This is a genomic window from Litoribacter populi (assembly GCF_007483685.1).
Lineage (GTDB): Bacteria > Bacteroidota > Bacteroidia > Cytophagales > Cyclobacteriaceae > Litoribacter > Litoribacter populi.
The window spans coordinates 990,729-1,015,649 of sequence record NZ_VMKN01000001.1 but is presented as its reverse complement, the minus strand read 5'-3'; the positions used below and the strand labels follow the sequence as shown (position 1 = coordinate 1,015,649).

The following is a 24,921-nucleotide window of genomic DNA, read 5'->3' as shown; positions in this document are numbered from 1 at the left end:
CCATGAAAAAGACTATAAGCATAAACATAAGCGGCATCCTTTTCCACATAGAGGATGACGGCTACACACACCTCAAAAACTACCTTGAGGCCATCAACAGGCATTTCTCCCATTATCCGGACAACCAGGAGATCATCAGCGACATCGAAAACCGAATCGCCGAGATTTTCCTGACCTACCTGAAAAACAATAAGCAGGTTATCACGGCAGAAAACGTGGAGAGCCTGATCGAAAAAATGGGTACCATTGCCGACTTCAAGGCCAGTGAGGAAAAACTTGACCAGGATTTTACCGAGCAAACCGAGCAGGAGGAAAGTGATTTCTATAAGTACATCACCCCTCCTAACCAGGAGTCCAACAAGGGTTACAAAAAACTCACCCGTGTGGAGAACCGCAAAATCCTCGGTGGCGTTTGCGCAGGCATCGCTCACTACCTGACTATAGATCCCTTGTGGACCAGGCTAATTGCCATCCTGCTTCTTTTCAGTGGCAGGGTTAATTTCAACACTTGGGATTTTCTGCCCTTTTCCGGGATACGATTCAGTTTGGCAGGCTGGACCGTACTAGCCTACGTGGTGCTTTGGATCATGTTGCCAAAGTCCTACGAAACCGAGGAAGACAAAAACATCAAGAAGCTCTACAGAAACCCTGATGACCGAGTAATCGGCGGGGTGAGTAGCGGACTTGCTTCCTATCTCAACATTGAAGTGCTTTGGGTTAGGTTGGCGTTTTTGGCTTTGATCTTTGCAGGTGGGTCCGGCATAGTGATCTATCTTATACTTTGGATCATAACGCCTTTGGCGAAATCCATTACCGAAAGAATCGAAATGAAAGGTGGAGCCATTACGCTGACCAATATTGAAAACACCATTTTGCAGGGACAAAACCCTCCTCCAATGCGTGAGGAGTCAACTGCGAGAAAGGCTTTCATGACTCCTTTCCGAGTGGTGGGCAAAGGACTCAATGAAGTAGGCACCGCGATGGGACCATTGGGAGTATTCCTGCTGACTTTGTTCAGGATTTTCTTTGGGGCTATTATCTTCCTGATAGGAATTGGGCTGATCTTTTCCTCTATGATTTTCTTAGGCACCTATTTCAACCTGATCCAGGGTGAACTTTGGGGCATGGGCATTCAGACCGGAGATTTCCCTCTGGAATTTATCACAGATATGATTCCATTCTGGCTGGCAGTAGCGCTAACAATGGTAGTAATAATCCCGGCCATGATCATCACCGTAATGGGTATCAGCATCTGGGTAAGAAGAAACCTTATTCATGAAAAAGCAGGACTTATAGCACTTTTCCTTTGGTTGATCAGTATTGCTGTCATAGGATTTACTTTGCCACAGACCTTCCAGCAATTCAGCTCAAGCGCCAAAGATGAGCAGACCCAATACTTGGAGTTTCCATCAGATGGCATCATGGTGATCAAAGGTGAAAGCCGCCCGCAGGTAAGCATCCGCTCCCAACAGTCGGGCAAGTCGGAAACCCTTTACCAAAATGACATAAGCCTGACATTGGCAGGTACTTCTGATGATCGCGTAAGATTGGAGCAGACTTTTTCTTCGAAAGGAAAAAACTATGACGACGCTCAAAGCAACATCAAGGAGATCCTCTATGAGTACAACATTCAGGACAGCATTCTGATACTGGATAAAAATCTAAGGCTGACCTCCTTTAATAAATTCCGCGCGCAGGAGTTGGAGCAGACCCTGTACATTCCATATGACAAACCTTTTATAATGGAAAAATCAATCCTCTCCGTACTGCGTGGCACGTTATATACAAATGGCTACAAGCTAAAAGATGTACACAGCCAGAATTACTGGGTATTCAACGAAAACGGCCTGCTATGTCTAACCTGCCGCTCTGACCACAAGCAGAGTGAGATGGATAGAGAAAGCCGAGAGAAATTTGAAGGGGCAGGATTTATGAATTGAGTGGTAATTAAAGCAGCCAGGTTTCCAAAAACCTGGCTGCTTTACAGTTTTTAACGCCTCACCACCGGCAAACTAATGCTACTTGGATACTCCTCCGAATGGTGGATCTTGTTCGTCGCTACAACCCCTTCGCTCTCGTCATAATTGTCCCCACCAGTATTCAAGTTTCGGTCGAAACGAGGGAAGTTGGAGCTAGAAACCTCAATCCTTACTCTATGCCCTTTGTCAAAATAGTTACTCGTCGACATAGGCGTCAGATTCACTTCGTAGACATTCCCTTCTTCCATAAACACTTCCTTTTCATACCCTTCTCTATAGCGCACCCGCTGTATGGTCTCGTCCAGGTTATAGGCTCTTCCGTCGGGGTATACATCAATGATTTTGATAGTCAAGTCGGTGTCCTTCACATCTGAAGAAAGATAAAGCTTGGACTCGATAAAACCGCTGACCTCCACGCCTTCCTCAAAAGGCTCGGAGGTGTAAACAAGAATATTTTCATTCAGCTCCATCTCTTGCTGGTCAAATGCCCCGCCATTCACAGCGTTGCCGGTACAGCATACATTGCCGCCATAGGACATTATTGGGTCCATGGGATCATAGGTAAAAGAATCGGGTTTGTCTTCAGTGGCTTTTTGAGTGCTTAACTTGCCATCTCCCAACCTTGTATTGGCTTGCCCGTCGCTGTTTAGGTAGTAAGTGGTCATTTCTGCTTCCTTAGGAGGCCAAGTGTCAGAAGTCTGCCATTTATTTGATCCCATAGTGAAGTATTTCACCTTAGGCATTTCTGAGGTCACATTGTTTTCCTCACCCTTCAGCCAAAAATCAAACCAGCCATAAATCATTTCATCATAATCCAAGCGGGCATCTCCCATGCTCCTTTCGCCCACAATGGTATTTTCCGTTGCCCTCTTAAAGGCACAATGCAAGGTCGGGGCTATAACCAGAAACTGGTTGTTGCGGATATTTTCCTCGGAGGCATTTTCTCTGACATGATTATAAAGTGCTAAATTCGGGCTGCTGGCCACATCGTACCAAGACACAAACCAAAAGCTGGGCACCCCAAAATCCATATCATCATGATATAGTCCCCCCTCGTACCAGGCCGGGTCATTAGGTTTACGGGTGATCATTTCCTCATAAATGCCTTGCGGGCCGTTTACATTCTTAATAATGTCCTGCACGGGAAGGTGAGCCAACCCCTCCACCCAATCCACTTTGGGATAGCGAGGGGCCATGTCATAAAAGCGCTGCAGTCTTAACAAATCCTCCTGCTCAATTCCTTCAGGCAACTTTGGCGCCATCGGATCATGCTGAGTTCCATAAAGCCAGGCGGTAAAAAGCATCTGCCCGGCACCTCCACGGTACCAGTTACCCTGCTCGTAGAAATCCCCGATACGGCCAACTCCAGCACCATAACCCTGTGGCACCATAGCGGCATGGGCCGGATGATTCATAGCCGCAACGGCCATTTGCCATTCGGCGGTGGATGAGCATCCAAGGGTACCGATTTTACCATTGCTCCACTCCTGCTCGGCCATCCAAGTCATGGCGTCATAGCCGTCAGTCAATGGAGTGCCGAGAATATCCCATTCCCCTTCGGAAAAAAACCTCCCCCGCTCATTCTGCACCACATAGGCATACCCACGTTGCACTGCTTCATAGGCTGCCTCCATAGTCCGGCTAACCAATTCCCCATCCCTGTAGCTGTTAAAGCTATAGGGTGTTCGCGAAAAAATAACCGGAACGGGTTCATCCCCTTTGGGCCTATAGATATCAGTGGCTAACCTTGTTCCGTCGCGCATCGGCATCATTACCTTATGATCCACGATGGCTATTTCCTCCAGCTTGGCGAGGATGTCTTGTTCCTGTCCCCATACACCCTGCCCAAATGCTAGCAGTAGAATGATTAAAGAAATCTTAAGTCTGTTCATATTGGTTAAAAGTTCATTTAAAAATCTAATATAAACAATTGGCAAAAAATCCTTTCAGAAGTTACATAAGTGGCAATATATTCCACCAACCATGCAAGATTCGCCCTACTTGATACCGGGGCAATCCAGGGGTTAATTTCTAGGGACATTAAATAATAGAGCCATAATTGAAACCTAGACAAGGTTAAAAATTACAACTGATAACATAAAATCCAAAAACAAATAAAATTCGGTTCATCAGCGCTAATTAACGCTGATTATACGCTCTTAATACGTTCTTGATACTTGTATAATCAATAGATTATTCTGCCCTCGATGCTTACAAAACAGTAATACAAACTATTTACGATTTAGAATAATTAACCAGGACTGAACCAATTTGACCCCTTGCAGCCCCCCTATTTGAACTATAGGAAGACATAAAAACCTGATGATAAATGACTAAGGAAGGCTGAAATTTTCGTAAATTAAGGGAATGAAGATTAGGGAGAAGAAGCCATCCATCGCCAAAAAACCCAGCTTCTCTTATGGAGGAAAATATTCCTATGCCGACTACCTCAGCTGGGAAATGGACGAGATGGTGGAGATTATCAAGGGGAAGGTTTTCAAGTGGACTGCGCACCCAGCAGAATCCATCAGGAGGTGGCCAATGGTTTTTCTTTTGCCCTGAACAAATTCCTTCAAGGCAAACACTGTAAAATTCACTCTGCCCCTTTTGATGTTCGTTTACCTTCCAAATCGAAGAAAAACGAGGATATTTTCACTGTCGTGCAACCTGACCTATGCGTGATCTGCGATAAGTCCAAACTCGATGATGCCGGTTGTATAGGAGCTCCTGATCTGATCGTGGAAATCCTCTCTATAAGCAACAACAGAAAGGAGCTTTATCACAAGTATGAAGTTTACCGGGAAAGTGGGGTGAAGGAATACTGGCTGGTTCATCCATTTGAGCAGACCCTTTTGATCAATACCCTGAAGGACTGGGGCTATGTCGCCTCAAGGCTTTACGGAAAGGGTGATATAGTGGAGTCATCTGTCCTGAAAGGCTTCCAGCTTGACTTAGAGGAGTTTTTTAAGGATCTGGATTGACCGAAAGTCTTTATTTATTCTTCATTCGATATTCATCATTAAGAATTCAAATAATGAATAGCGAACGCCAAATTATGAATAATGAAGTGGGAAATACCCATTTACAGCCCCCCAGCCCCCCTCTGTTAAAATTTATTAATTTTTTTTCTCCCCCCATGCAACCCTTTTTGCCTAACTTGTATCTACTTATTTGAAAACCAATCATAATGTTTATCCGAAAGACTTTTACCGAAGAGGCCGACATCATCAAAGGTTGTCTCCGGGGCGATAGAAAAGCCCAGAGGGCGCTGTATGATGCCTATTCGGGCAAGTTTTTGGCCATAGCGATCCGATATGTCAAAGACCGCGATCTGGCAGAGGACATCATGATTGAAGGGTTTATGAAGATCTTTGAAAAGCTTGCCCAATTTGAAGGGAAAGGAAGTTTTGAGGGATGGATGAAAAGGATAATTGTTACCAATGCCCTGCTCACCCTGCGAAACCAACGCAACCTGCTTATGGAAGTCAACCAGGAAAGCGATTCGGTAGCCAATCTGAGTCCTTATGAATTCACCGACATGGAAACAGCAGATCTGATGACCATGATCGGGGAACTTTCGGTCGGCTATAGGACAGTCTTCAACCTATACGCGATAGAAGGTTACAGCCATCCGGAAATCGCGGAGCTTTTGGGGATTTCGGAAAACACCTCCAAATCCCAACTCAGCAGAGCTAGGGCAATCTTGAAACAGAAATTATCAGACCAGAACATAAAAGAAAGGAGCATCAGTGGATAAGCAACAGCCAAATATAGACGAGCTTTTCAGAGAAAAACTGGAAAACCATCAAGTGAAGCCTTCCGGCTTGGCATGGGAAAAACTGGACAGACAGCTTAGCAACAAGCAAGCGTCTTCATTCCCCTGGTGGAGAGCGGCTGCCTCACTGGCTTTGCTGTTGACCATGGCCGGCCTGATCTGGATCAGTTTGAATATGACCGAAGAGTTGGCCCGACCAGTTGCCGACCAAATCACTGAGCAAAAGGAAACAGTAACTGAAATTGAGCAGGAAACTCTTGCAGAAATCGTAGAAGAAACGGTTCCCATTGAAAAACCAGCAATAGCTGAGCCGGCGCCAAAACGAAGCAAGCCAGTCCAACCAAAAGTTACCACCCCTGTGGCACTGGAATACCGGCAACCAACCGAAGAGGCAAGGCAACCGGTGGCAAGTATAAAGATAGAGGAAATTGAAATCCCCGAACTTGAATTACCTGCCCTGGAAGACCAAACTTTACTCTTGGCGGATGCCGAGGTAGTTCGGGTAAGGATTGTGTCAAGTGGCCTGAGTCCGGAACCTGAAAAGGAAACCATTATTGACGAACTTGAAAACAAAATTGAAAAAGTAGGCAATATATTCAACAAAGTGGATCAGGGTTTTGCAGACCTGCAGGATGCAAAAAACAATCTCTTCGCAACGATTACCTCAAGGAAAAACAAAAATTAATTCAATAAGCTAACCGCATAGAATTAAAGAAACGCAAAGAAATTATTTAAAAAGAAAACCACAGAACTTGTCCCGAGGAGCGAAGCGGATCGGGAGGATCAGAGGACACAGAGTTGATTACATCCCATTCTTTGCGAAGCTTAGCGTCCTTAGCGGTTAATTAAAACTCTCAATTTTAAACAGATGAAAAAGTACCTTTTAGCCATTTTATTATTGGCCTTGATACAGATGGCCTTTGGTCAGGACCAAGGGGGCCAGACGAAGCAGGACAGCGTCATAGTTGACTTTGGCAGATCCGGCAAGATTGTGATTTTGGTGGACAACAGAGCGGATTTTGAACTTCTCAAAACTCTGGATGTGAACCAGATCATCAGAGAGCTCAACCTTCAGATGGATGAGGAAACCGGTAAACTTCACGTGGTGGAGTTGAAAGGAAAAGAAATAGTAACCGTAAGGGAAGATGCAAATGAAACCGAGGTTTCTGTGGGTAGATTCCGGGTAATCGTAGATGAAGGCGGTGACAAAACCCATGTTCGGGTGGAATCCAAAGACCGCAAACCCAAAAGAGTAGACCCAGGTTTCCGCACCTATTTCAATTTTGACTTAGGTGTCAACAATTACCTGGAAGACGGGAATTTCCCAAGCGGGGCATCGCCTTATTCTGTAAAGGGTTGGGGAAGCTGGAATGTGGGCCTTAACTGGATGGCCAGTCAGCGGGTAGCAAAAGGCGCTTACTGGGACTTCGGATTGGGTGTGCAATGGTACAACTTCAAGTTTGAGGACACACGCTTCCAGGCCATAAACCAGGATGGCAATGTAGGCTGGGTACTAAGGGATGATGTGGCTGGGTTCAAGAGCAAGGTTTCAGCCTCTTACCTAACTGCCCAGACACTATTCAGGTTGGATTTTGGTAAGATGAACGATGCTGGAAGAAACGGGCTTAGAGTAGCCGCTGGCCCCTATGCAGGCTATAGATTAGGAGGCAGAAGTAAATATGTTTATAGAGAATTGCCTACTTCGGGCCGTCGCAGGGAAAAAGAAAGTGCAGGTTCCTATTTAAATAACCTTCGCTACGGCATCAGAGGCGAGGTCGGTTTCAGAAGCATAACCTTCTTTACCACCTATGACTTGAATGAGCTTTTCCTCCCTGGACAAGGCCCAAGCTTGAATCCGATCTCATTTGGATTGGTGTTTTAATTCAAAGATTAACCTACAGTCATGAAAAAAGTCAGTTTGATATTATTAACGGCCCTGTTTCTTCAGCTTTCATATACGCTACAGGCACAGGATAAAAATGAAGTTTTGGTTGAAGAAAATGAGTCTAAGGTTGCCATGTTCAAAGGCAACCTGAAATTCCAGACCAGAACTTACGAAGATCAGTCTCAAAACCGGAATCGTACAAATGTGGATTTCTCTTATGAGCATAGCAGCGAGGCAATTTATAGAGATGGCAAAAACCTGATCCCTCGCTCTTATTTCACCATTGATTTGGGAAAAGGCATTTGGCAAGGTGAGCAAGCTGCACCAGATGTGAGAGTTTGGGGCAGCTGGATGGTAGGCCTCAATATGGTCCGACAGATGAAAGTCAGCAACCAATTCTACGTCAAAGGTATTGCTGGAGTGCATTTTCACAACTTCAAGTTTGCTGATGACAACATACAAGCTGTGAAAGGCAATGAAGCCATCGAGTTTAATGAGCGTGCCGGTGGGGTAAAATCCAAGGTAGCAGCATCTTACCTGACCTTAGCTTTGATCCCTAAAATAAGCACAGGTCACAACGGCTTCAGAATCGGCGCCGGGCCATATGCAGGTTATCGCTTAGGCGGTAGAGGCAAATTTGTCTATCAGGACAATGGCCGAAACAAAGATTTTGACCGAAGCGATATGTTTCTTGAAAATCTGCGCTACGGCATGAGAGGAGAGCTGGGCATCAGTTGGCTTGATTTCTTCTTCAACTATGACCTCAACCATGTATTCCAATCAAACCGTGGCCCAGAAGTAAATGCCATGAGCTTTGGGATAATTTTATAAACCACTATTATTTTATTTGTTACAATATAACCTCTTTCACTAATGAAATCTTCATTTTTAACCCTTATAGGCCTATTGCTGGCTATCACCACCTTTGCCCAGAGGCAAACCATAGTAGATGTACAAAAATCTTACGAAGGAATCACCATGATTGAGGTAGAGGCTGGAGTTTTGGATGTGAGCTATAAAGGCAACAACTCTCAGACGGTCAACATGGAGGCTTTACTGGAGGCCGAGGAAGACAGGGGGCAGGACCTAGTTTTTGTGTCGGTAGGCAATACCCTTAAAATATCCTACCAACCGGCAAAAAGAAGGAGAAGCGGCAACGATACTAGCCGTGGACATATCCACCTTACCGGGCCAAGTGATATGCAACTTTTCATTAATATCGTGGCAAGTAAGATCTTGGTAGAGGATACAGATAGTTTTGAAACACACATTGGATTCGTATCAGGAAGTGTTGCCCTCAACAATGTAGGAGGAGATGTCTACCTAGAGGGAACCTCCGGAACAGTCAAAGCACAGAATATCGGGGGGTCAATCTTTTGCGAGATGACTTCTGGGAAAGTGGATTTGGACGGAGTGGGCCGTGATGTGGTTTATAAATCCGTGACCGGACACCTAAAAGCTACTGAGGTTGGAGGAATATTGGATGCCTCTATCACATCGGGAAATATAACCATGAATGATGTATATGAAATCGGCAGTATAAACCTTACCTCAGGAAGTGCGAAAGCAGAAAACTCAGGTATAGGCGTGGCTACCAGTCTACAAGGAAGCTCAGGCTCTATCCGAATTCAAACCCCGACAAACCTGCAGGATTACAATTTCGATATCTCTGCAGCTAGCGGATCGGTGACAGTGGGCAACTCCCGGTCAAGGACCTTGAGAGTGGACAATAATGCCCAACATACTATCAAAGGTAGCATAGCCTCGGGAAGTATAGTAATTGAGAATTAAACCGTTGGCTTTACCCCATACTTGTCCATAAGTTTCTTATATGCTCCATCCTTAAGCGCTTTTTGAGCGAAAAATCGTCTTAGGGGTTGGAGCATTTTTTCTTGTAAGGTGCATGGATATGTGTCTGAAATATAATCCAAAAAGCTTTTTTCCACCATACTCATTCGATGACCCACCCTCAGCATTCCAAAGGCAATATTGATGGCATCTTCATACCCCCTTCTTCCAGGATTGACCTTATGCTCATATTTGATGGGACCAACACCAGGATTAAGCACAGCATAGGGGGTATTAGGAAAAACTGTAAATGATTTTCCTTCTGGCAAAAGCTCCAGTTCACCACCTTTTAAGCGTATACATAGTCCTCCTTTCAAACTTGTAAAAACATGCACGGTTTTTCTGTGCACCTGGTAAGGAATATTGGATGTGGGGTTCAATAACACATGCATGATACTGAAAAACCCATCATTTTCTTTAGTCGTACTGACAAACTCCACTGAGTCGCCAGACACGGGATGCGTCAACTTTACGCAGGGGTTCATGATTTCTAACATGGTATTTAAATGAAAGTGGTTAAAAAGCTGCCGACCCATTCAGGCCGACAGCCTACTGCAATTTAAAGGGTAATTAGTTCCAACCGCCCCCTAAGGATCGGTACAAGGAAGCAATTGCCTGCAACTGCTCCCGCCTAAGTTCTATATACTCCAACTCTGCATTCAAAGCTCTGCTCTGACTATTAATCACTTCAAGGTAATTGGCATATCCTACCGAAAACATGGTGTTGGAGTTTTCTACGGAGCGTTTTTGCACGTTTACCTCTTGTTCTTTTACTTCAAGTTGCTCCTCTAGTGTAGAATAAACATTCACCATATCCAGCACTTCTAAATAGCTTTTCAAGACGGTTTGCTCGTAATCCAGCCAGGCGATTTTTTGAGAAGCTGAAGCCTCCTCATAGGCGGACCTGATCCTTCTTCTACTGAAAATCGGAGCCGAAAGACCGGCCCCGAGATGGTAAACAGAAGAGGCTGGATTCAAAAACAGTTTGCTAAATTCAAAAGCATTGAAACCGGCCATTCCGAAGAGTTGAAGAGAAGGAAAGAAATCCGCACGAGCGACTCCAACATCCGCTTGGCTAGCGATCAGCTCTTGCTCTGCTCTCCGCACATCTGGCCTTAGTCTAAGCAGGTCAGCAGGCATTCCCAATGAAATCACCCTTGGTTTAGCAAATGCAGGTTCAAGCCCGGTCCTTTCGATATTATCTGGATATCTACCTGTGAGTTCGCTGAGGTTTAATTCTACTGTCCTTAACTCCCTTTTTTTATGGATGAGTAAAGATTTAGAGTTTAACATCTGTGCTTCAAACTGGTCCACGGCAAGTTGATTTTCCTTGCCGGAGGTTTTGAGATCTTTTGAAAGTTCAAAGGCTAATTCTTGAAGTTCAATGTTCTCTTCCAAAACTTCAATCTCTTCATCCAGCCCCACCATTTCAAAATACTGGTGGGCCACTTCTGCAACCAGCCAGGTTCTGACACTTTTCAACATTTCTTCTGATGCGAGGAAGCGGGCTGCTGCGGCTTTTCTTTGACCAGAAAGCCGACCCCATAGGTCAACTTCCCACCCAAATTCAGCTCCAACAATAAAGTCCGGATAAGGAGAAGGCAAACGTTTATCTGCAGGAAGGAATTCTGAGAAATTAGTATCTGTGTTTCCAACCCCATCCATGGTATAATCCCCAAACCTACGTACACTCGCTCCTGCCATTGCGTTAAGCTCCGGAAGTTGCCCTAACCTTGCAGCCTTAAGCCTAGCTTGGCTTATTCGGATATTCTCCAAAGTTTTTCTCAGATCCTGATTATACACCAATGCGGTGTCAATCACGGCTTGGAGGTTTTTGTCGGCAAAGAAAGATTGCCAAGGTGCATTTGCGATAGTTTCCTTTTCTCCTTCCTCCATTTCAAAAACCTCAGGCAAGTCCAAGCTGATATCTTGGGTGACCTTCTGAGGAACTTTGCAGCCTTGAAGTAGAATAAAGGAGTATATGAATATTAATAAGTATCTCATGATTAAGTCATTGCTTTTTCTGTTTCGATTTTAGGCTTTTTGAACTTGCTGGAAAGCGATTCAAAAACCACATATAATCCCGGAATGATGAAGATCCCAACCAAGGTACCGATCAACATCCCTCCTGCCGCGGCCGTACCAATGGTTCGGTTGCCAATTGCACCCGCTCCAGAAGCCACAGTCAATGGGATCAATCCGCAGATGAAGGCAAAAGAGGTCATCAGGATAGGCCTCAACCTTTCAACCCCACCCTTTATAGCAGATTGAACGATTCCCATACCCTTCGCCCGATTCTGTATAGCGATCTCGATGATTAGGATGGCATTTTTCCCCAAAAGCCCAATCAGCATGATTAGGGAAACCTGCGCATAGATGTTGTTTTCCAATCCGGTAAGTTTGAGGAAAAGAAATGAGCCAAAAACACCCGCTGGAAGGGATAGTATTACTGGCAGTGGTAACAGGTAGCTTTCATATTGGGCAGCCAAGAGCAGATAAACGAAGAGCAAACATATCAGGAAAATGTACACAGCCTGGTTGCCTGACTCGATCTGCTCACGCGTCATGCCCGACCAATTAATATCATACCCTCTTGGCAGAATATTTAGTGCCGTTTCTTCAACAGCCTTGATGGCATCTCCGGAACTGAAACCCAGTGCAGCGTCACCATTAATCATAGCAGAGGTAAACATGTTGTATCTTGTCAACTGCTCTGGACCATAGACTCGCTCTAGACTTATGAAGCTGGAATAAGGTACCATGTTGCCATTGTCGCTTTTGGCAAACATCTCCAAAATAGCCTCAGGATTAGCCCTATATTGTGGGGCAGCCTGAATCATCACTTTGTACATCATGCCATACCGGATAAAATTTGAAGCATAAAAACTTCCTACTAAGCTTTGTAGGGTTTCCATGGCCCCATCTATCGACACTCCAAGCCTAGCAGCCTTATCATGATCCACATGAAGCACATACTGCGGAAAGCTAGGGTCAAAGTTGGTAAAGACACCATTCAATTCTTCTCGCTCATTGAGTGCTGTAAGGAATTCTTGGGTGGTACGGGAAGTCTGATCCAAGCCCCCGCCAGTCTTGTCCTGAAGGCGCAATTCAAAACCTGATGCGTTACCAAATCCTGGTACGGTTGGTGGCGAGAAAAACTGAATTTCGGCTCCCGAGATATGGGAAGTTCTTTCCTGATATTCTCGGATTAGTTCATCCACTCCAAGCTCCCTGTCTGACCACCCTACCAGGTTGATCATGCCCATGCCATAGGAGGCACCAGCGGTTTCGGTAAGCAAACTGTACCCTGCCAAGGTCGAGATGGTCTCCACTTCCTCCAAAGGAAGTAAAGCCGCCTGCACATCATCCAATATAACCTTAGTCCTTTCTACCGTAGCACCTGGAGGAGTGGTCACATTGACATAGATCATCCCTTGGTCTTCAGTGGGGATAAAACCACTCGGCACCACACTGCTCATACCAAATGTAGCAAGAAGGAACAATCCCAAGGCTCCAAAGGTCACCGTCCTTCTTCCAGCGATCTTGTTAAGTATTTTGGCATATTTTCCGGCCAACTGCTCATATTTTTCATTAAACTTGTCGAAAAACTTCTGCATCAAACTTTTCTTACCTTCCTGGTGGGTAGGCTTGAGCAGTATGCTACATAGTGCTGGAGAAAGCGTTAAAGCATTGACCCCGGATATGACAATGGCAATGGCCAAAGTGAGAGAAAACTGACGGTAGAAAATTCCAACTGGCCCTGAAAGAAACCCAACCGGTACAAATACCGCAGACATCACCAATGTAATGGCCACAATTGCCCCTCCTATTTCCTTCATCGCGGCCAAGGTAGCATTGTAAGCATTCATTTTCTGCTCATGCATCTTCACATGGACTGCCTCCACTACCACAATGGCATTATCCACCACTATCCCGATGGCCAACACTAGCGCAAACAGAGTAAGTAAGTTTATCGAAAAGCCAAACATCTGCATGAAAAACAGGGTTCCGACCAGCGAAACAGGAACCGCAATTGCTGGGATCAAAGTGGACCTAAAATCCTGAAGGAAAATAAATACCACTAGCGAAACCAAAATAAAGGCCTCCAGCAAGGTTATAAGCACTTTTGAAATGGAAGCGTCCAAGAACCTGGAAACGTCATAACTCACGTTGAATTCCATCCCTGGAGGAAAGCTGCTTTCTTGCAATTTCCCCATTTTATCCTTGATGTTGGCAATCACCTCCCGGGCATTGGATCCAGGTCTTTGTTTGATCATGATAGAGGCGGATGGTTTTCCATCGGTAATGGAAACCATGTTGTAATCTTGGGAACCAAACTCCACTTCAGCCACATCCTTGATTTTCAGCAAGGATCCATCTGGCAACGCTTTTAGCGTTATGTTTTCGTAATCTTCTTCTTGATTGAATTTGCCGGTATACTTTAACACATACTGAAGCATTTGGGGAGATTGGTCAGAACTAATACCTGACTTTCCAGGAGCAGCCTCCACATTTTGTCTTCTTATGGCTTCTGTGATGTCTTGCGGGGAAAGGCCATAGGAAACCATTCGACTAGGGTTTAGCCAGATCCGCATGGAGTAATCCCGGGCTCCCATAATCTCTGCGAAACCCACACCATCGATTCGCTTGAGTTCTGGTAGAATATTAATATCTGCAAAATTATACACAAAACGTTCGTCCTGTAAAGTGTCAGAGCTATATAAATTGAGATATAGCAACATACTGTTCACCTCTTTCTCCGTTTGCACACCCGCCCTTATTACCTCCTCAGGCAATTCATCCACAACTGTTGCCACCCTGTTCTGCACGTTTACCGCCGCTTGGTCAGGATCTGTGCCTACATCAAAAACTACCGTCACTACAGTAACACCATCGTTGGTGTTTACCGATGACATATAGGTCATGCCTGGCACCCCGTTGATTGCTCGCTCCAATGGTGTGGCCACCGCCTTGGAAAGTACCTCAGCATTGGCCCCTGTATATCTTGCCGTCACTGTAACGGAGGGCGGGACAATGTCAGGAAACTGGGTAATTGGCAATGATGTCAAAGCCAAAAGCCCCAAGAGGGTAATGAATACGGAAATGACCGTGGAGAGAATTGGCCTTTTTATAAATAACTCTAACATTACTCTTGCCCCTCCTCAAGCTTACTCATAAACTCACCGTATGCATCTTGTGCACTTACTTGGTCAGGAAGGATTTTGACCCCATCTTTCACCTGCTGGATTCCTTCAAAGATTATCCTATCGCCAGGATTGAATCCTTGGGCAGCGTAAAACACATCATGCCTTTTCAAGGGTTTAAAGCTCCTGACCTTAACCGTATTTTCACTATCCACTACATACACGTAGCTAAAATCCTGAATCTCAAAGGTGGACTTCTGGGGGATCAAATAAACATCCTCCAACTGATTGGTCATCTGTATTTTACCACTTGCCCCATGTTTTAACAGGCTGTTTGGGTTGGGGAATCTTACACGGAAAGCAATTGAGCCGGTTCCACGCTCAAAATCAGCCTCCATCGTTTCCAAATGGCCTTTGTGGGCATAAGTGGTACCGTCGGAAAGGATCAAAGTAAGGTCTTCGATAACTTGATCCTCACCTTCTTCCTTAATTTTTTTCCTCATATAGTTGAGGTACTCATTTTCATTGATTTTATAGTAAGCAAAAATCTCCGAGATGTCCGTAATGTTGGTAAGCAGGTCACCAGCCGTCACCAAGCTTCCGGTTTTGAATGGTATCCTATCCACTATACCATCAAATGGCGCCCGAATAGTAGTGTAAGACAATCCCGTTTGCGCATTCTTTAAAGTAGACTCTGCTTCCGCAATGGCAGATTCCGCCACGGCACGCTTGGATTTGGCAAGCTCAAGTTCGGAGGCGGTAATGATATCCTTATCCACCAAGACCTTTAGTCTTTCCACTTCCAAGTTGGCAGCTTTTGCCTCTGCCCTCGCCTGCATGAGGCGGGCATTAGCTCCATTGACCATTTCATTAAATTCCATGGAGGTAAGTTGAAATAAAGGTTTGCCTTTGGTGACAAACTCACCTTCGTCCACATAAATGCGGTCCACAAAACCTTCCACTTTGGCCCTAACTTCCACAAACTGCACCGCCTGAATTTCACAGATATAGTTTTGGGGAATTTCTATAGATTGAGGTTGCAATTCCAATACTGGGATTTGCGGGATTTTATTTTTTTCATCGTTTTTACTGTGGCCCTGATTACAGGAACTGACAAAGAAAGCCAGGCCGACAACAAGAAAAAGGGTCAGATAGGTTCTAACAGGCAAGAAGACAGCCGTCTCAGCCTTAAGAATGCTTAAGAGTTGCATAATAAAGATTACTAAATTACTTAGGATGATAAATACGCGTAGGCCATACTGTTGTAGATAACAGTACTATTTTGACCCTTTTAAAGGGTCAGCAAAGCTGAAAAGTAATGAATTTAGGGTGCGTTGGGGCAGGTAATACGATCCAGGAGTACCTGGATTGGAAGGTGGACACCAATATGCTGGACTGGAAATAATATTGTGGGAATTTCCTTAATTATCTCCAGGTTAAAAATCAGGGCCAGAGGCAGAATAACAGCCCTTTCCACTTTGGAAGAAGGCTGAGAGTCACTACGGGAAACTGAAGTTGGAAAATCAATATCATCATATTCTAAAGCCTCAATGGCAGCAGATTGATAATCTTTCCCTATAAAAATTCTATCATCATGATCAGCAAAAGAAAGCACTAACAGAAAAACTGCCAGCATTCTGGTCCAAAAGACCATAACCGATTTCGATTCTTTTATTTGCATGTTACAAAACTACGCATATTGTGATGCGGATACAATTATGTATTATAAAAAGTGTACCAGATTTATTTAGTACAAAGTATTATGTACCATGTACCAAGTACTTCCAGGACAGCTGTGGTTTTATACCTTTTTTCCATTTCCTTTTATTACCCATAATAAAACTTTGTACTTTCGATACTTCGCAGCAATCAGTCCACTAACGGCTAGAAATAACGATTATATTGTCCTGTTGTACATGGTACTTTATACTCAGTACCCAAAACTAACTGATAGTACCCAAAACTAAATTTGATTTTGATTTCCAATGATTCCTTATCAACTTTGGGGTATCAATTAACCTATTAGCTTAACAAAATGCATTATATCGTTTATTTGAGTTCAGCGGCGACAAAATTTACAGAGGAGGAACTTCAGCGAATTCTGGTTAAAAGTCGAGCCAACAATGAAAAAAATGGAATTACAGGCATATTGATCTATTTAGATGGTAGCATTATCCAGGTCCTAGAAGGGGAAAAGGAAAAAGTCATGAGGATATACAAAACCATTGGTCAGGATTCCCGACATAGAGGCCTTATCCGGTTGAAGGAAGGGGACCTTATGGAGCGCAATTTTCCAGAATGGTCAATGGGATATCACTCCATATCTCCGCAAGAAGCAAAAGAACTCACCGGTTTTAAATCAGCAACCGACCAGGATTTTCATTCTTACCTTTATTCAGAAGACAACCATCCAGCGTTGACGGTGTTACGGGCTTTTTTGAGGAACAATAGGATTTGAAATTGTAGTAAATTAGTATCTTCTCTTAAAAATTTTCCGCATCCTATCTACTTCTACAAAATCGTGGCGGTTGTCGGAGAAGAGCATGGACTCCTTGCTTCCTAAGCCTAGATAGCCGAAGGTACACAAGCTGTCATGGAAAAGCTTGAACACCCGATTTTGGAGATCTTGATTAAAATAGATGAGAACATTGCGGCAGAGGATTAGCTGAAACTCATTGAATGAGGTGTCGGCAACTAGGTTGTGTACCGAGAACACCATATGCTTCTTTAGCCTATTATCAAAGATCACCGAACCAAAATCGGCTCTATAGTAATCCGAAAGAGAATGCTTCCCTCCAGCTTCTTTGTAATTTTTGCTATAAAGCTGCATAAGCTCTTCATTATACACCCCTTTCTTCGCCATAAATACAACCCTTGGATTTAGGTCGGTGGCATAAATGATGGAACGGTCTAGCAATCCTTCCTCTTCCAACCAAATGGCCGTTGAATAAGCCTCTTCCCCTGTAGAGCAGCCAGCAATCCATATCTTGATTACGGGATAGCTGGAAAGTTTTTTAATGACATTTGCCCTTAAACTCTCATAAAAGCCTGGATCCCGGAACATCTCGGTGACGTTGACGGTAAATTCCTGTACGAAACTGGCAAAGACGTTCTCATTGCGCAACAACACGCGAGTGAGATCTGGTAGGGTGGGAATTTTATGGATTTCCATGAAATACGAAACCCTGCGGATGGCAGAACTCTTCGCATACTCGGTGAAGTCAAAACCGTACGCAGAATTCAGATCCTCAAAAAGGCGATGGATCTCGATTTCATTTTCCATAAATGAGGGGGTATTGCAGGCTATTTTTAGGTTTAAATGTAGAAAAACACCTGGATGACATTCGTCCAGGTGTTTTCAAAGTTTCAATCATAATGAAGAGCTTAAAGGCTCTTGCATACAATTAAAACAGGTTTTTCAGCTATTTGTTTTACTTATAAAGCCAAACTCTTAACAAAGAAATTAATTGATTGATATTCACCGGTTTGGAAACATAGTCCGACATTCCGGAAGCTAGACATTTTTCCCTATCCCCCTTCATAGCTTTAGCCGTAAGTGCTATAATAGGTATATGATCAAATTGCTCCATACCCCTTATGGCATTGGTAGCCTCATAGCCATCCATTTCAGGCATCATAACATCCATTAGGATTAAGTCAATTTTTGGATCTTTTTGAATCATTTCCACAGCTACTTTACCATTTTCGGCAGTAATGCAGGTGATACCTTCAGCTTCCAAGGCATGAGTTAAAGAGAAAATATTGCGGCTATCATCATCTACCACCAAAATCTTTTTACCCTGAAGCACTTCGTCTGTTCTGTGAAGTTTTCTGATAATCTGTTGCTTTTCAGCGGGCAGCTTAGATTCCACCCTATGAAGGAACAAGCTGGTCTCATCGAGTAGTCGCTCATGACTATTCACAGTTTTCAATACTACCGTGTCAGCCAAAACGTTCAACTTCAAAGCTTCCTCTTTGCTGAGATCTTTAGCGGTATAAACAATGATAGGTGTTTTTCGGATTTTCTCGTTGGCTTTGATTCTTTCCATCAATTCTATCCCTGTCATGTCTGGCAAGCCAAGGTCAAGAATAATACAATCAAAATTGTCCGAATTCAACATGTTTTCGGCTTCCTGTCCACTGAAGGCAGAATAAGAATGCACATCACCATTACCGATCAACTCCTGGATAGCATTGTTATGCTGTACATTGTCCTCGATGATCAGGAGTTTTTTAAGTTTTTTCTTGATAAATTCCTCCACTCTACCAAAGGAAGTCGTAAGATCCTTTTGAGAAAGAGGTTTTTGCAAGAAATCAAACGCTCCAAGTTCATAACCTTCCTTTCGCTTGTCATAACCGGAAATTACCTGTACCGGAATATGCCGCAAATGAGGATCAGTCTTTATTTTTCTCAAAACTTCCGTCCCATCCATCACTGGAAGCTTAACATCTAGCAACATTGCATCTGGTTGATAATGTCTTGCCAAACTTAGTCCTACATCCCCTTGATGGGCTATTATTCCCTTATAACCTTTCTCTCGAACAAATTTCAAGAGAACATTTGCAAAGGAAAGGTCATCCTCCACTATGAGGACAATCTTATCTGTCGCTTTTATCTTATGGCGGTCATCTTCAATATCTATTTGCACTCCAGGAGTTGGATCCTCGAGAGGCCTGTCAATATTGGCTTCATCCAATAAATCGTCCAAATGCTCCACGGGAGAAGCATAATCCTCCACTATAAACCCACTGTCCAATGGCAAATAAAGCGTAAAGATACTACCCTTGCCTTCCTCACTTTCAAGGTGAATTTCTCCACCTAGCTTGGTGGCAATTTCACGGCTGATTGATAGCCCTAGTCCAGTACCACCAAACTCACGCTTGGTCGAACCGTCCACTTGCTGGAAGGCCTCAAAAATCACCCCTTGTTTATTCTTCGGAATACCTATACCCGTATCAGTCACTTTAAACACCAAAACTTTAGGGTCTTGGTTCAGCTGTTTACTGGTAAAATTACCATGAGACCTGATGATATCTACATCAAAGGTCACACTTCCTTGGGCGTGTGTAAATTTAAAGGCATTGGATAAGAGATTTCGTAAAATCTGCTCCAATCGTAATTTATCCGTAACTATCGGCTGTTTAATATCATCATCATCGTAGTTCACTTGGAACTCGATGGATTTTTTCACAGACAATTCTTTAAACTGCTTATAGATTTTCTTGATCAAACCATCCAATTCCACCTGTTCGGCTTCCAATTCAATCTTACCCGATTCCACTTTGGAAAGGTCAAGGATCTCATTGATCAAGCTTAAGAGGTCATTTCCAGAGCTGTGGATATTCTTGGCAAACTCTACATCCTTCTCGGACAAGGTTTGTGCTCTGTTATCAGCCAATAATTCAGCAAGAATCAGTATACTGTTAAGCGGGGTACGAAGTTCATGAGACATGTTTGCCAAGAACTCAGACTTATACTTACTGTTCATCTCAAGCTCTTTGGCTTTGGTCTCCAGTTCTTTTTTAGCTCTTTCCAGTCTTTCTTTTTGGTCAGAAAGAAGGGTGGCTTTTTCCTCAAGCTCCTCATTAGTCTGCTGAAGTTCAACCTGCTGGGCCCTCAGCTCAATCTCTGACTCCTCTAACATGGTTGTCTTCGTATGAAGCTCCTCATTGGTCTGACGAAGCTCCTCCTGTTGGGCCTCAAGTTCCTCAGCCTGTCGTTGGGTTTCTTCAAGCAACTCCTTCGTTTGTGTCCTAGACTGGTTGGAATGGAAGGCAATGGCAATGTTTTCACCCATCAATTCCAACAACTTTCTCTCCAGTTCGGTAAACTCATCCGCTGTACCAAGTTCCACCACACCTTTGAGCTCTCCATTATATACAAACGGGAACACAATAATATGATTTGGGTCTTTGCTGCCCAGCCCTGAGGTGATCGGAAGGTAATCTTTCGGCACATTGGAGAATACGATGGTTTTCTCCTCTAATGCGGCTTGACCCACTAATCCTTCGCCAAATTCAATGACATTTGTATTGCCTTTTCTATTATTGAAGGCATAGCTTCCATAAAGATGCAGAGCACCATTTTCGACAAGATAAATGGCTCCGATCTGAGCTTCCAAATAGTCGGAAAGGAAGCTGATAATGCTTTGGGAAAGTTCTCTCAGATCTCTGTCACCTCTGATATTGTTATTCAGCTCACTATTACCAGTAAGCAACCAAGTCCTATTTTCATTTTCTTCAGATAAATTCTTGAGGTTATCCTTCATGGTATTGAGGGAAATGCCCAACTTATCTTGCTCCCCCCTTACCGGAATGTGGATGGTGTAATTTCCTTTTCCAATATTTTCTGCTGAGTCCACATAATCTCTAGTCACATTGACCATTTGATTAAAGGAAACTGCAAGGCTACCAATCTCATCCCTAGAGTCAATATCAAGATTGAGGTCCAAGTCCCCTTTTGCAATCCTATTGGCCGCACTTTGGATTTGATGGAAAGCCCCTGTAAGACTGTTGATGATAAAGTTTACAAAAAAGGCTATAAGTGTCAAAAAGATCAATACTATAGCAAATGAAGTATAAATTGTTGTGTTTACAGCCTCCAGTTGAGTCTGCGCTAGATTTCTTATGGCAACATTGGACCTATCCTCCACGCCTTTCAACATATTTAAATAACCTGTGGCATTCTGCATCCATTCCTGTGAAGATTGGTCAAAATTTTCCAAAGTATAATCCGCAGTTGCACCCTGAAGCATGGATAAGGTGTTTCCTATTTGGGGATTACTTTCCGCCTGGAGGTTATAATAATTTGAAAGCTCTGGAGTGGTGGCCCGCATAAAGTTTGCAAGGCTAACTTGATACTTCCCTACCGCTGCAGAGTAATTACTGTAATCCGGTCCATTGAAACCTCCCGCACGGATGTTTTGATTAAGCTCATTTCTGGCCTGACCAAAATACTCCTTTGCGTACATAAGGTTAATATGACCAATCAAAAGCCTTCTTACCTCGCTATTCTGAGTATTCAAAACTGTTTCATGAGCCACATCTACCAATGCTGTATTAATAAATGCAAACTGTGCCTGCACAGAATCGATACTAACATCTGGAGATTGCACATAAGCACGAAGTCCGGCCATGATTTTATGGAATTCTGCCTCACCTTCACGTTCCTCTTCTGTCAAGGAGACTTCTTGCATAAACTCCTCAAGTGTGGCATCAGTTTTTCGTTGTTCTCTGGCAAGTTGCGGACCTTGGATATTCTTTTCACCTAAAATATATTCCAGAGAATAAAGTCTTTCATTCTGCAACTCATGGATTAGGTTGGACATCTTCTGAGTCCTCAACACATCTTCCTGCACCTGATAGATATTAGCTCTAGATTCAAACTGAGTTTGCAGGTGTATAACAAGAAAATAAAAAAGCGCCAAGATTGGGATCAAGGCAATCAACATCAACTTGGTTTTAATTGACAGATTCTTTATGAAATTCATACTGTGCAAGGTTTTGAGTGCTCAAATATAAATTAATTTTCTCAAAGCACTCAGATAATTATAAAAAAGAGCCAAGATAGCCCCATTATTTTAAGGATTTTGACCCCCTGACCTGTTAAAAAATCATTTTTTATTAAAAAAGTTCAATATAGCAGCAAAATACCCTAACCAGTATTATTTAACCTTAACGACTTAACAATCAACACTTTAATAATCTATTAAATAGAAAAGTTTGGTAATATCTAACCGAAAAATCAAGCAATTTTCATGCCTTAACCCCATGACATTGACTTCGTACCTCGTACCTCGTACTTCCAACTTCGTACTTTATCCTCCTACCGCGCCTTCCTCTCTGCGCCGTTGCGTGAACTCCGTACTTCCAACTTCGTACCTCGTACTTACTTATACTTATCATTCAACCCCTCTCCCCTATTCACCATCGGTTTCATCTTCTCAATTCGGCTCAGCTGAGTCTCCTCCCGCTTGGCTGAGGACACATGCTCACAATATTCCTTTTGCTTGCCATAAGTAAGCGCAAAAAAGCTTTCTTTAAAACCCTCATCTTCATCCAGCGCGGCCTGCAGTATCTCGGGAATTTCAACCTCCGTTGACCTTTCGGCCTTCCAGGTTTTACCCGCCTTGGCATTCGCAATAGCCTCCTCCACATATTCCCTTACCAGCACCGGATCAATCTCTTCCATGGAGGTAAACTTCCAGTGTCTCATGGCCTTGGTTTTCCCCTCCTGTGAGTTGCCCAGCACCCCCAAAGGATCCTCGAGAAACACCCCATCATAAAACCACACCGAAACATAATCTTTGAATCCCCCCACCATGACCACATTTGTTTTTCCAATCACATACACATCCGCCCCCCACTTCTTGGTCTTCTCAAGTTCAGTCTCCTCAATTATGGATTTTAAAAATTCTACTTCATGGATCCACTTTTCGTTGTTCATACTATTGGGGGGTTAAAGGGTGTAGAGACAAATATAATGATTTTGGGTACTAAGATACCATGTACCAAGTACTTCCAGGACTACTGCTTTTTTACATGGTTCTGCGAATGTCTCCGACTTCGTACTATTCCGCACTTGACTTAGTACGGTCTCGGTTGTGCGAATGTCTCTGACTTCGCTCGAGTCACATTTCCGATTTCTTGAATGATGAATAAATGAAGATTTTCAACCCCACCGTCCATCAAAAACCCTTAGCCTCAACGCACTCTAGGCCTTAACTTTACCCCCGAAATGCGAAGATGGATTTGCATAAGGTTGTTTATAGTTTAGCAATGGCAGCGGGATTCCTGCTGCTTTTCTTTTCAAATTGGGCACAAAGGGCTCAAAGGAAAAGAAGGGCACGAAGAGAATAAATAAAATTGGTCACTCAAAGTAAAAAAGAAGTCGCACAAAGTAAATTGAGAATGAGGAATTAGGAATGAAGAATTAACGGCGTCCCTCATTCCTAATTCTTCATTCCTAATTAAATTTACTGGTACAATAATACTTGCAATAAATACATTTTTTTAGCTTATTAGCGGCAGATTATTGTAAATGTTGGTATATGGCAGGTAAGGAAAAAGCAAGATTGGAAGCTCTTTATAAGTTCGGGATTCTTCATACGCCCCCAGAAAAAGAGTTGGACGAAATCACCCAATTAGCTTCCCTGATATGTGAAACGCCCGTTTCGCTTATTTCCTTGTTTGAACAGGAACAGCAATGGTTCAAAAGTAAAGTTGGTACCGATCTCGATTCCACTCCTATAGATAGTTCCTTTTGCCGGCACGCCATTGACAGTGGGGAGGAGGTATTTATCGTAAACAGTCCATTAGACCATATAAATTTTAGAGAAAATCCGCTAGTAACAGGGGATCCCCATATCCGATTTTACGCTGGAGTACCGCTACGGACAGAAGAAGGGCACGGGATAGGCGCACTGTGTGTAATTATAAGACGGAAAGAACGCTTAGTGAACGACAAATTGAGGGTCTAAAAATATTGGCAAAAAAGGCCATGAGATTTATAGAATACAGGCGCACTATTCAACAACAATATCAAGAGCTCAAAGCTAAAAATGAGCAAATCCTTAAGCTGACCGATACTTTTCCAGGCATCATCTTTCAACTTGAGATGAACCCTGATGGCAGCATGAGGTTCCCCTTTATCAGCAAGGGCATTATTATAATTCATCCCGTCAGGAGGAATTGCAAGTTGATGGTAAAATAGCATTTAAGGTAGTTTACCCAGAGGATGTGCCCAAACTTTATGAGGCCCTTACAGGCTCCTTTAAAAACCTTAGCATGCTGAATGTTGAATATAGGATAAAAACATCCCAATTCAGCGACAGAGATACTTGGCACTGGGTTTACGCCAAACCTGAGCGGCTCGATAACGGCACAGTGGTATGGTATGGAACATTTCAGGATATTTCCGAAAGAAAGGCATATATAGAAACCCTTGAAAAGATCATATTCGACATATCCCATGGACTCAGAAAACCGGTAGCAAATCTTATGGGTCTCACCGCAATGATGGATAAAGACAGCATACAGGACGACTCCATCAAAACCATCTGCAATCACGTCACCGCCTCAGCAAAAGAGCTCGATGAATACCTGAGAATCCTTAACAAGACTTACTCTGATAAAAGAGAAGGGTATTCTTCGTTGAAGCTGGAGGATTGAATTAGGAATGGGATCATAAGTACGAAGTACGAAATACGAAGTACGAAGTGCGATACAACATTTCGTACCTTGTACTTTGTTCTTTGTACCCTTTCTAAGTATTTTAAAAAAAACTCTTTC

Annotated in this window: 19 protein-coding genes and 1 pseudogene; 10 read left to right on the top strand and 10 right to left on the bottom strand. The window is 43.4% G+C overall.

The features are described from left to right. Positions 1-2: 2 nt before the first annotated feature. Entirely contained in the window at positions 3-1,940 is a 1,938-nt protein-coding gene (locus tag FPL27_RS04235; RefSeq protein WP_143959902.1) for a PspC domain-containing protein, read from the top strand. A 50-nt stretch (positions 1,941-1,990) separates the two neighbouring features. Here FPL27_RS04235 and FPL27_RS04230 read toward each other — a convergent pair whose 3' ends face one another. Then, positions 1,991-3,871 (bottom strand): CocE/NonD family hydrolase, encoded by a 1,881-nt coding sequence (locus FPL27_RS04230; protein WP_143959901.1) that lies wholly within the window; start codon positions 3,869-3,871, stop codon positions 1,991-1,993. A gap of 475 nt (positions 3,872-4,346) precedes the next feature. Between FPL27_RS04230 and FPL27_RS04225 the strand changes: the two are divergent. The 6 genes and pseudogenes from FPL27_RS04225 (at position 4,347) to FPL27_RS04200 (ending at position 9,430) form a co-directional block, all read left to right on the top strand. Then, a pseudogene (locus FPL27_RS04225) lies at positions 4,347-4,960 on the top strand (Uma2 family endonuclease). 206 nt (positions 4,961-5,166) lie between these two features. Continuing rightward, positions 5,167-5,736 (top strand): RNA polymerase sigma factor, encoded by a 570-nt coding sequence (locus FPL27_RS04220; protein ID WP_143959900.1) that lies wholly within the window; start codon positions 5,167-5,169, stop codon positions 5,734-5,736. Further along, positions 5,729-6,439, top strand: a complete 711-nt coding sequence (locus FPL27_RS04215) for a hypothetical protein (protein WP_143959899.1) — start codon at positions 5,729-5,731, stop codon at positions 6,437-6,439. Before FPL27_RS04220 ends, FPL27_RS04215 begins: the two co-directional genes overlap by 8 nt. A gap of 183 nt (positions 6,440-6,622) precedes the next feature. Next, positions 6,623-7,636 (top strand): hypothetical protein, encoded by a 1,014-nt coding sequence (locus FPL27_RS04210; RefSeq protein ID WP_143959898.1) that lies wholly within the window; start codon positions 6,623-6,625, stop codon positions 7,634-7,636. A 21-nt stretch (positions 7,637-7,657) separates the two neighbouring features. Continuing rightward, positions 7,658-8,470, top strand: coding sequence for an outer membrane beta-barrel protein (locus tag FPL27_RS04205; RefSeq protein WP_143959897.1), 813 nt, complete (start codon positions 7,658-7,660; stop codon positions 8,468-8,470). A gap of 42 nt (positions 8,471-8,512) precedes the next feature. Beyond that, on the top strand, positions 8,513-9,430 hold the full coding sequence (locus tag FPL27_RS04200; protein WP_143959896.1) for a DUF4097 family beta strand repeat-containing protein: 918 nt from the start codon (positions 8,513-8,515) through the stop codon (positions 9,428-9,430). Here the strand turns inward: FPL27_RS04200 and FPL27_RS04195 are convergent. From FPL27_RS04195 to FPL27_RS04175, 5 genes are all read right to left on the bottom strand, one after another. Continuing rightward, a complete protein-coding gene (locus FPL27_RS04195) occupies positions 9,427-9,972 on the bottom strand; it encodes a cupin domain-containing protein (protein WP_143959895.1) in 546 nt (181 codons plus the stop codon). The two genes, FPL27_RS04200 and FPL27_RS04195, sit on opposite strands and share 4 nt — an antisense overlap. Positions 9,973-10,057: 85 nt before the next feature. Then, on the bottom strand, positions 10,058-11,491 hold the full coding sequence (locus FPL27_RS04190) for a TolC family protein (RefSeq protein WP_143959894.1): 1,434 nt from the start codon (positions 11,489-11,491) through the stop codon (positions 10,058-10,060). Between the two features lie 2 nt (positions 11,492-11,493). Further along, complete coding sequence (locus FPL27_RS04185) at positions 11,494-14,634, bottom strand: efflux RND transporter permease subunit (protein WP_143959893.1); 3,141 nt, start codon at positions 14,632-14,634, stop codon at positions 11,494-11,496. Further along, a complete protein-coding gene (locus FPL27_RS04180) occupies positions 14,634-15,842 on the bottom strand; it encodes an efflux RND transporter periplasmic adaptor subunit (protein WP_143959892.1) in 1,209 nt (402 codons plus the stop codon). The genes FPL27_RS04185 and FPL27_RS04180 overlap by 1 nt, the downstream gene beginning before the upstream one ends. Positions 15,843-15,955: 113 nt before the next feature. Continuing rightward, entirely contained in the window at positions 15,956-16,312 is a 357-nt protein-coding gene (locus FPL27_RS04175; protein ID WP_143959891.1) for a hypothetical protein, read from the bottom strand. 354 nt (positions 16,313-16,666) lie between these two features. Here FPL27_RS04175 and FPL27_RS04170 point away from each other — a divergent pair, with 354 nt between their 5' ends. Beyond that, positions 16,667-17,089 (top strand): BLUF domain-containing protein, encoded by a 423-nt coding sequence (locus tag FPL27_RS04170; protein ID WP_143959890.1) that lies wholly within the window; start codon positions 16,667-16,669, stop codon positions 17,087-17,089. 12 nt (positions 17,090-17,101) lie between these two features. Here the strand turns inward: FPL27_RS04170 and FPL27_RS04165 are convergent, their stop codons facing one another. The 3 genes from FPL27_RS04165 to FPL27_RS04155 form a co-directional block, all read right to left on the bottom strand. After that, positions 17,102-17,914 carry a CheR family methyltransferase gene (locus tag FPL27_RS04165; protein ID WP_143959889.1) on the bottom strand — a complete coding sequence of 271 codons (813 nt, stop codon included), beginning with the start codon at positions 17,912-17,914 and terminating at the stop codon, positions 17,102-17,104. A gap of 148 nt (positions 17,915-18,062) precedes the next feature. Continuing rightward, positions 18,063-22,121 (bottom strand): response regulator, encoded by a 4,059-nt coding sequence (locus FPL27_RS04160; RefSeq protein ID WP_143959888.1) that lies wholly within the window; start codon positions 22,119-22,121, stop codon positions 18,063-18,065. Positions 22,122-22,519: 398 nt separating this feature from the next. Next, a complete protein-coding gene (locus tag FPL27_RS04155) occupies positions 22,520-23,077 on the bottom strand; it encodes a YdeI/OmpD-associated family protein (RefSeq protein ID WP_143959887.1) in 558 nt (185 codons plus the stop codon). A gap of 604 nt (positions 23,078-23,681) precedes the next feature. Between FPL27_RS04155 and FPL27_RS04150 the strand changes: the two genes are divergently transcribed. Continuing rightward, the gene (locus FPL27_RS04150) at positions 23,682-24,110 is read left to right on the top strand and encodes a GAF domain-containing protein (RefSeq protein ID WP_143959886.1); all 429 of its coding nucleotides are present in this window, start codon (positions 23,682-23,684) and stop codon (positions 24,108-24,110) included. On the opposite strand, the gene FPL27_RS04145 is transcribed toward FPL27_RS04150, so the two are convergent. Then, on the bottom strand, positions 24,107-24,346 hold the full coding sequence (locus tag FPL27_RS04145) for a hypothetical protein (protein ID WP_143959885.1): 240 nt from the start codon (positions 24,344-24,346) through the stop codon (positions 24,107-24,109). The two genes, FPL27_RS04150 and FPL27_RS04145, sit on opposite strands and share 4 nt — an antisense overlap. Positions 24,347-24,369: 23 nt before the next feature. On the opposite strand from FPL27_RS04145, the gene FPL27_RS04140 reads away from it, so the two are divergent. Continuing rightward, positions 24,370-24,801, top strand: a complete 432-nt coding sequence (locus FPL27_RS04140) for a hypothetical protein (protein WP_143959884.1) — start codon at positions 24,370-24,372, stop codon at positions 24,799-24,801. Positions 24,802-24,921 lie beyond the last annotated feature (120 nt).

Coding starts and splice junctions, on each gene's coding strand:
- FPL27_RS04190 (WP_143959894.1), bottom strand. CDS start 11,491: ATGAGATACTTATTAATATTCATATACTCCTTTATTCTACTTCAAGGC.
- FPL27_RS04185 (WP_143959893.1), bottom strand. CDS start 14,634: ATGTTAGAGTTATTTATAAAAAGGCCAATTCTCTCCACGGTCATTTCC.
- FPL27_RS04145 (WP_143959885.1), bottom strand. CDS start 24,346: ATGCTATTTTACCATCAACTTGCAATTCCTCCTGACGGGATGAATTAT.
- FPL27_RS04170 (WP_143959890.1), top strand. CDS start 16,667: ATGCATTATATCGTTTATTTGAGTTCAGCGGCGACAAAATTTACAGAG.
- FPL27_RS04155 (WP_143959887.1), bottom strand. CDS start 23,077: ATGAACAACGAAAAGTGGATCCATGAAGTAGAATTTTTAAAATCCATA.
- FPL27_RS04150 (WP_143959886.1), top strand. CDS start 23,682: ATGGCAGGTAAGGAAAAAGCAAGATTGGAAGCTCTTTATAAGTTCGGG.
- FPL27_RS04205 (WP_143959897.1), top strand. CDS start 7,658: ATGAAAAAAGTCAGTTTGATATTATTAACGGCCCTGTTTCTTCAGCTT.
- FPL27_RS04175 (WP_143959891.1), bottom strand. CDS start 16,312: ATGCAAATAAAAGAATCGAAATCGGTTATGGTCTTTTGGACCAGAATG.
- FPL27_RS04180 (WP_143959892.1), bottom strand. CDS start 15,842: ATGCAACTCTTAAGCATTCTTAAGGCTGAGACGGCTGTCTTCTTGCCT.
- FPL27_RS04195 (WP_143959895.1), bottom strand. CDS start 9,972: ATGAACCCCTGCGTAAAGTTGACGCATCCCGTGTCTGGCGACTCAGTG.
- FPL27_RS04160 (WP_143959888.1), bottom strand. CDS start 22,121: ATGAATTTCATAAAGAATCTGTCAATTAAAACCAAGTTGATGTTGATT.
- FPL27_RS04220 (WP_143959900.1), top strand. CDS start 5,167: ATGTTTATCCGAAAGACTTTTACCGAAGAGGCCGACATCATCAAAGGT.
- FPL27_RS04235 (WP_143959902.1), top strand. CDS start 3: ATGAAAAAGACTATAAGCATAAACATAAGCGGCATCCTTTTCCACATA.
- FPL27_RS04165 (WP_143959889.1), bottom strand. CDS start 17,914: ATGGAAAATGAAATCGAGATCCATCGCCTTTTTGAGGATCTGAATTCT.
- FPL27_RS04210 (WP_143959898.1), top strand. CDS start 6,623: ATGAAAAAGTACCTTTTAGCCATTTTATTATTGGCCTTGATACAGATG.
- FPL27_RS04230 (WP_143959901.1), bottom strand. CDS start 3,871: ATGAACAGACTTAAGATTTCTTTAATCATTCTACTGCTAGCATTTGGG.
- FPL27_RS04200 (WP_143959896.1), top strand. CDS start 8,513: ATGAAATCTTCATTTTTAACCCTTATAGGCCTATTGCTGGCTATCACC.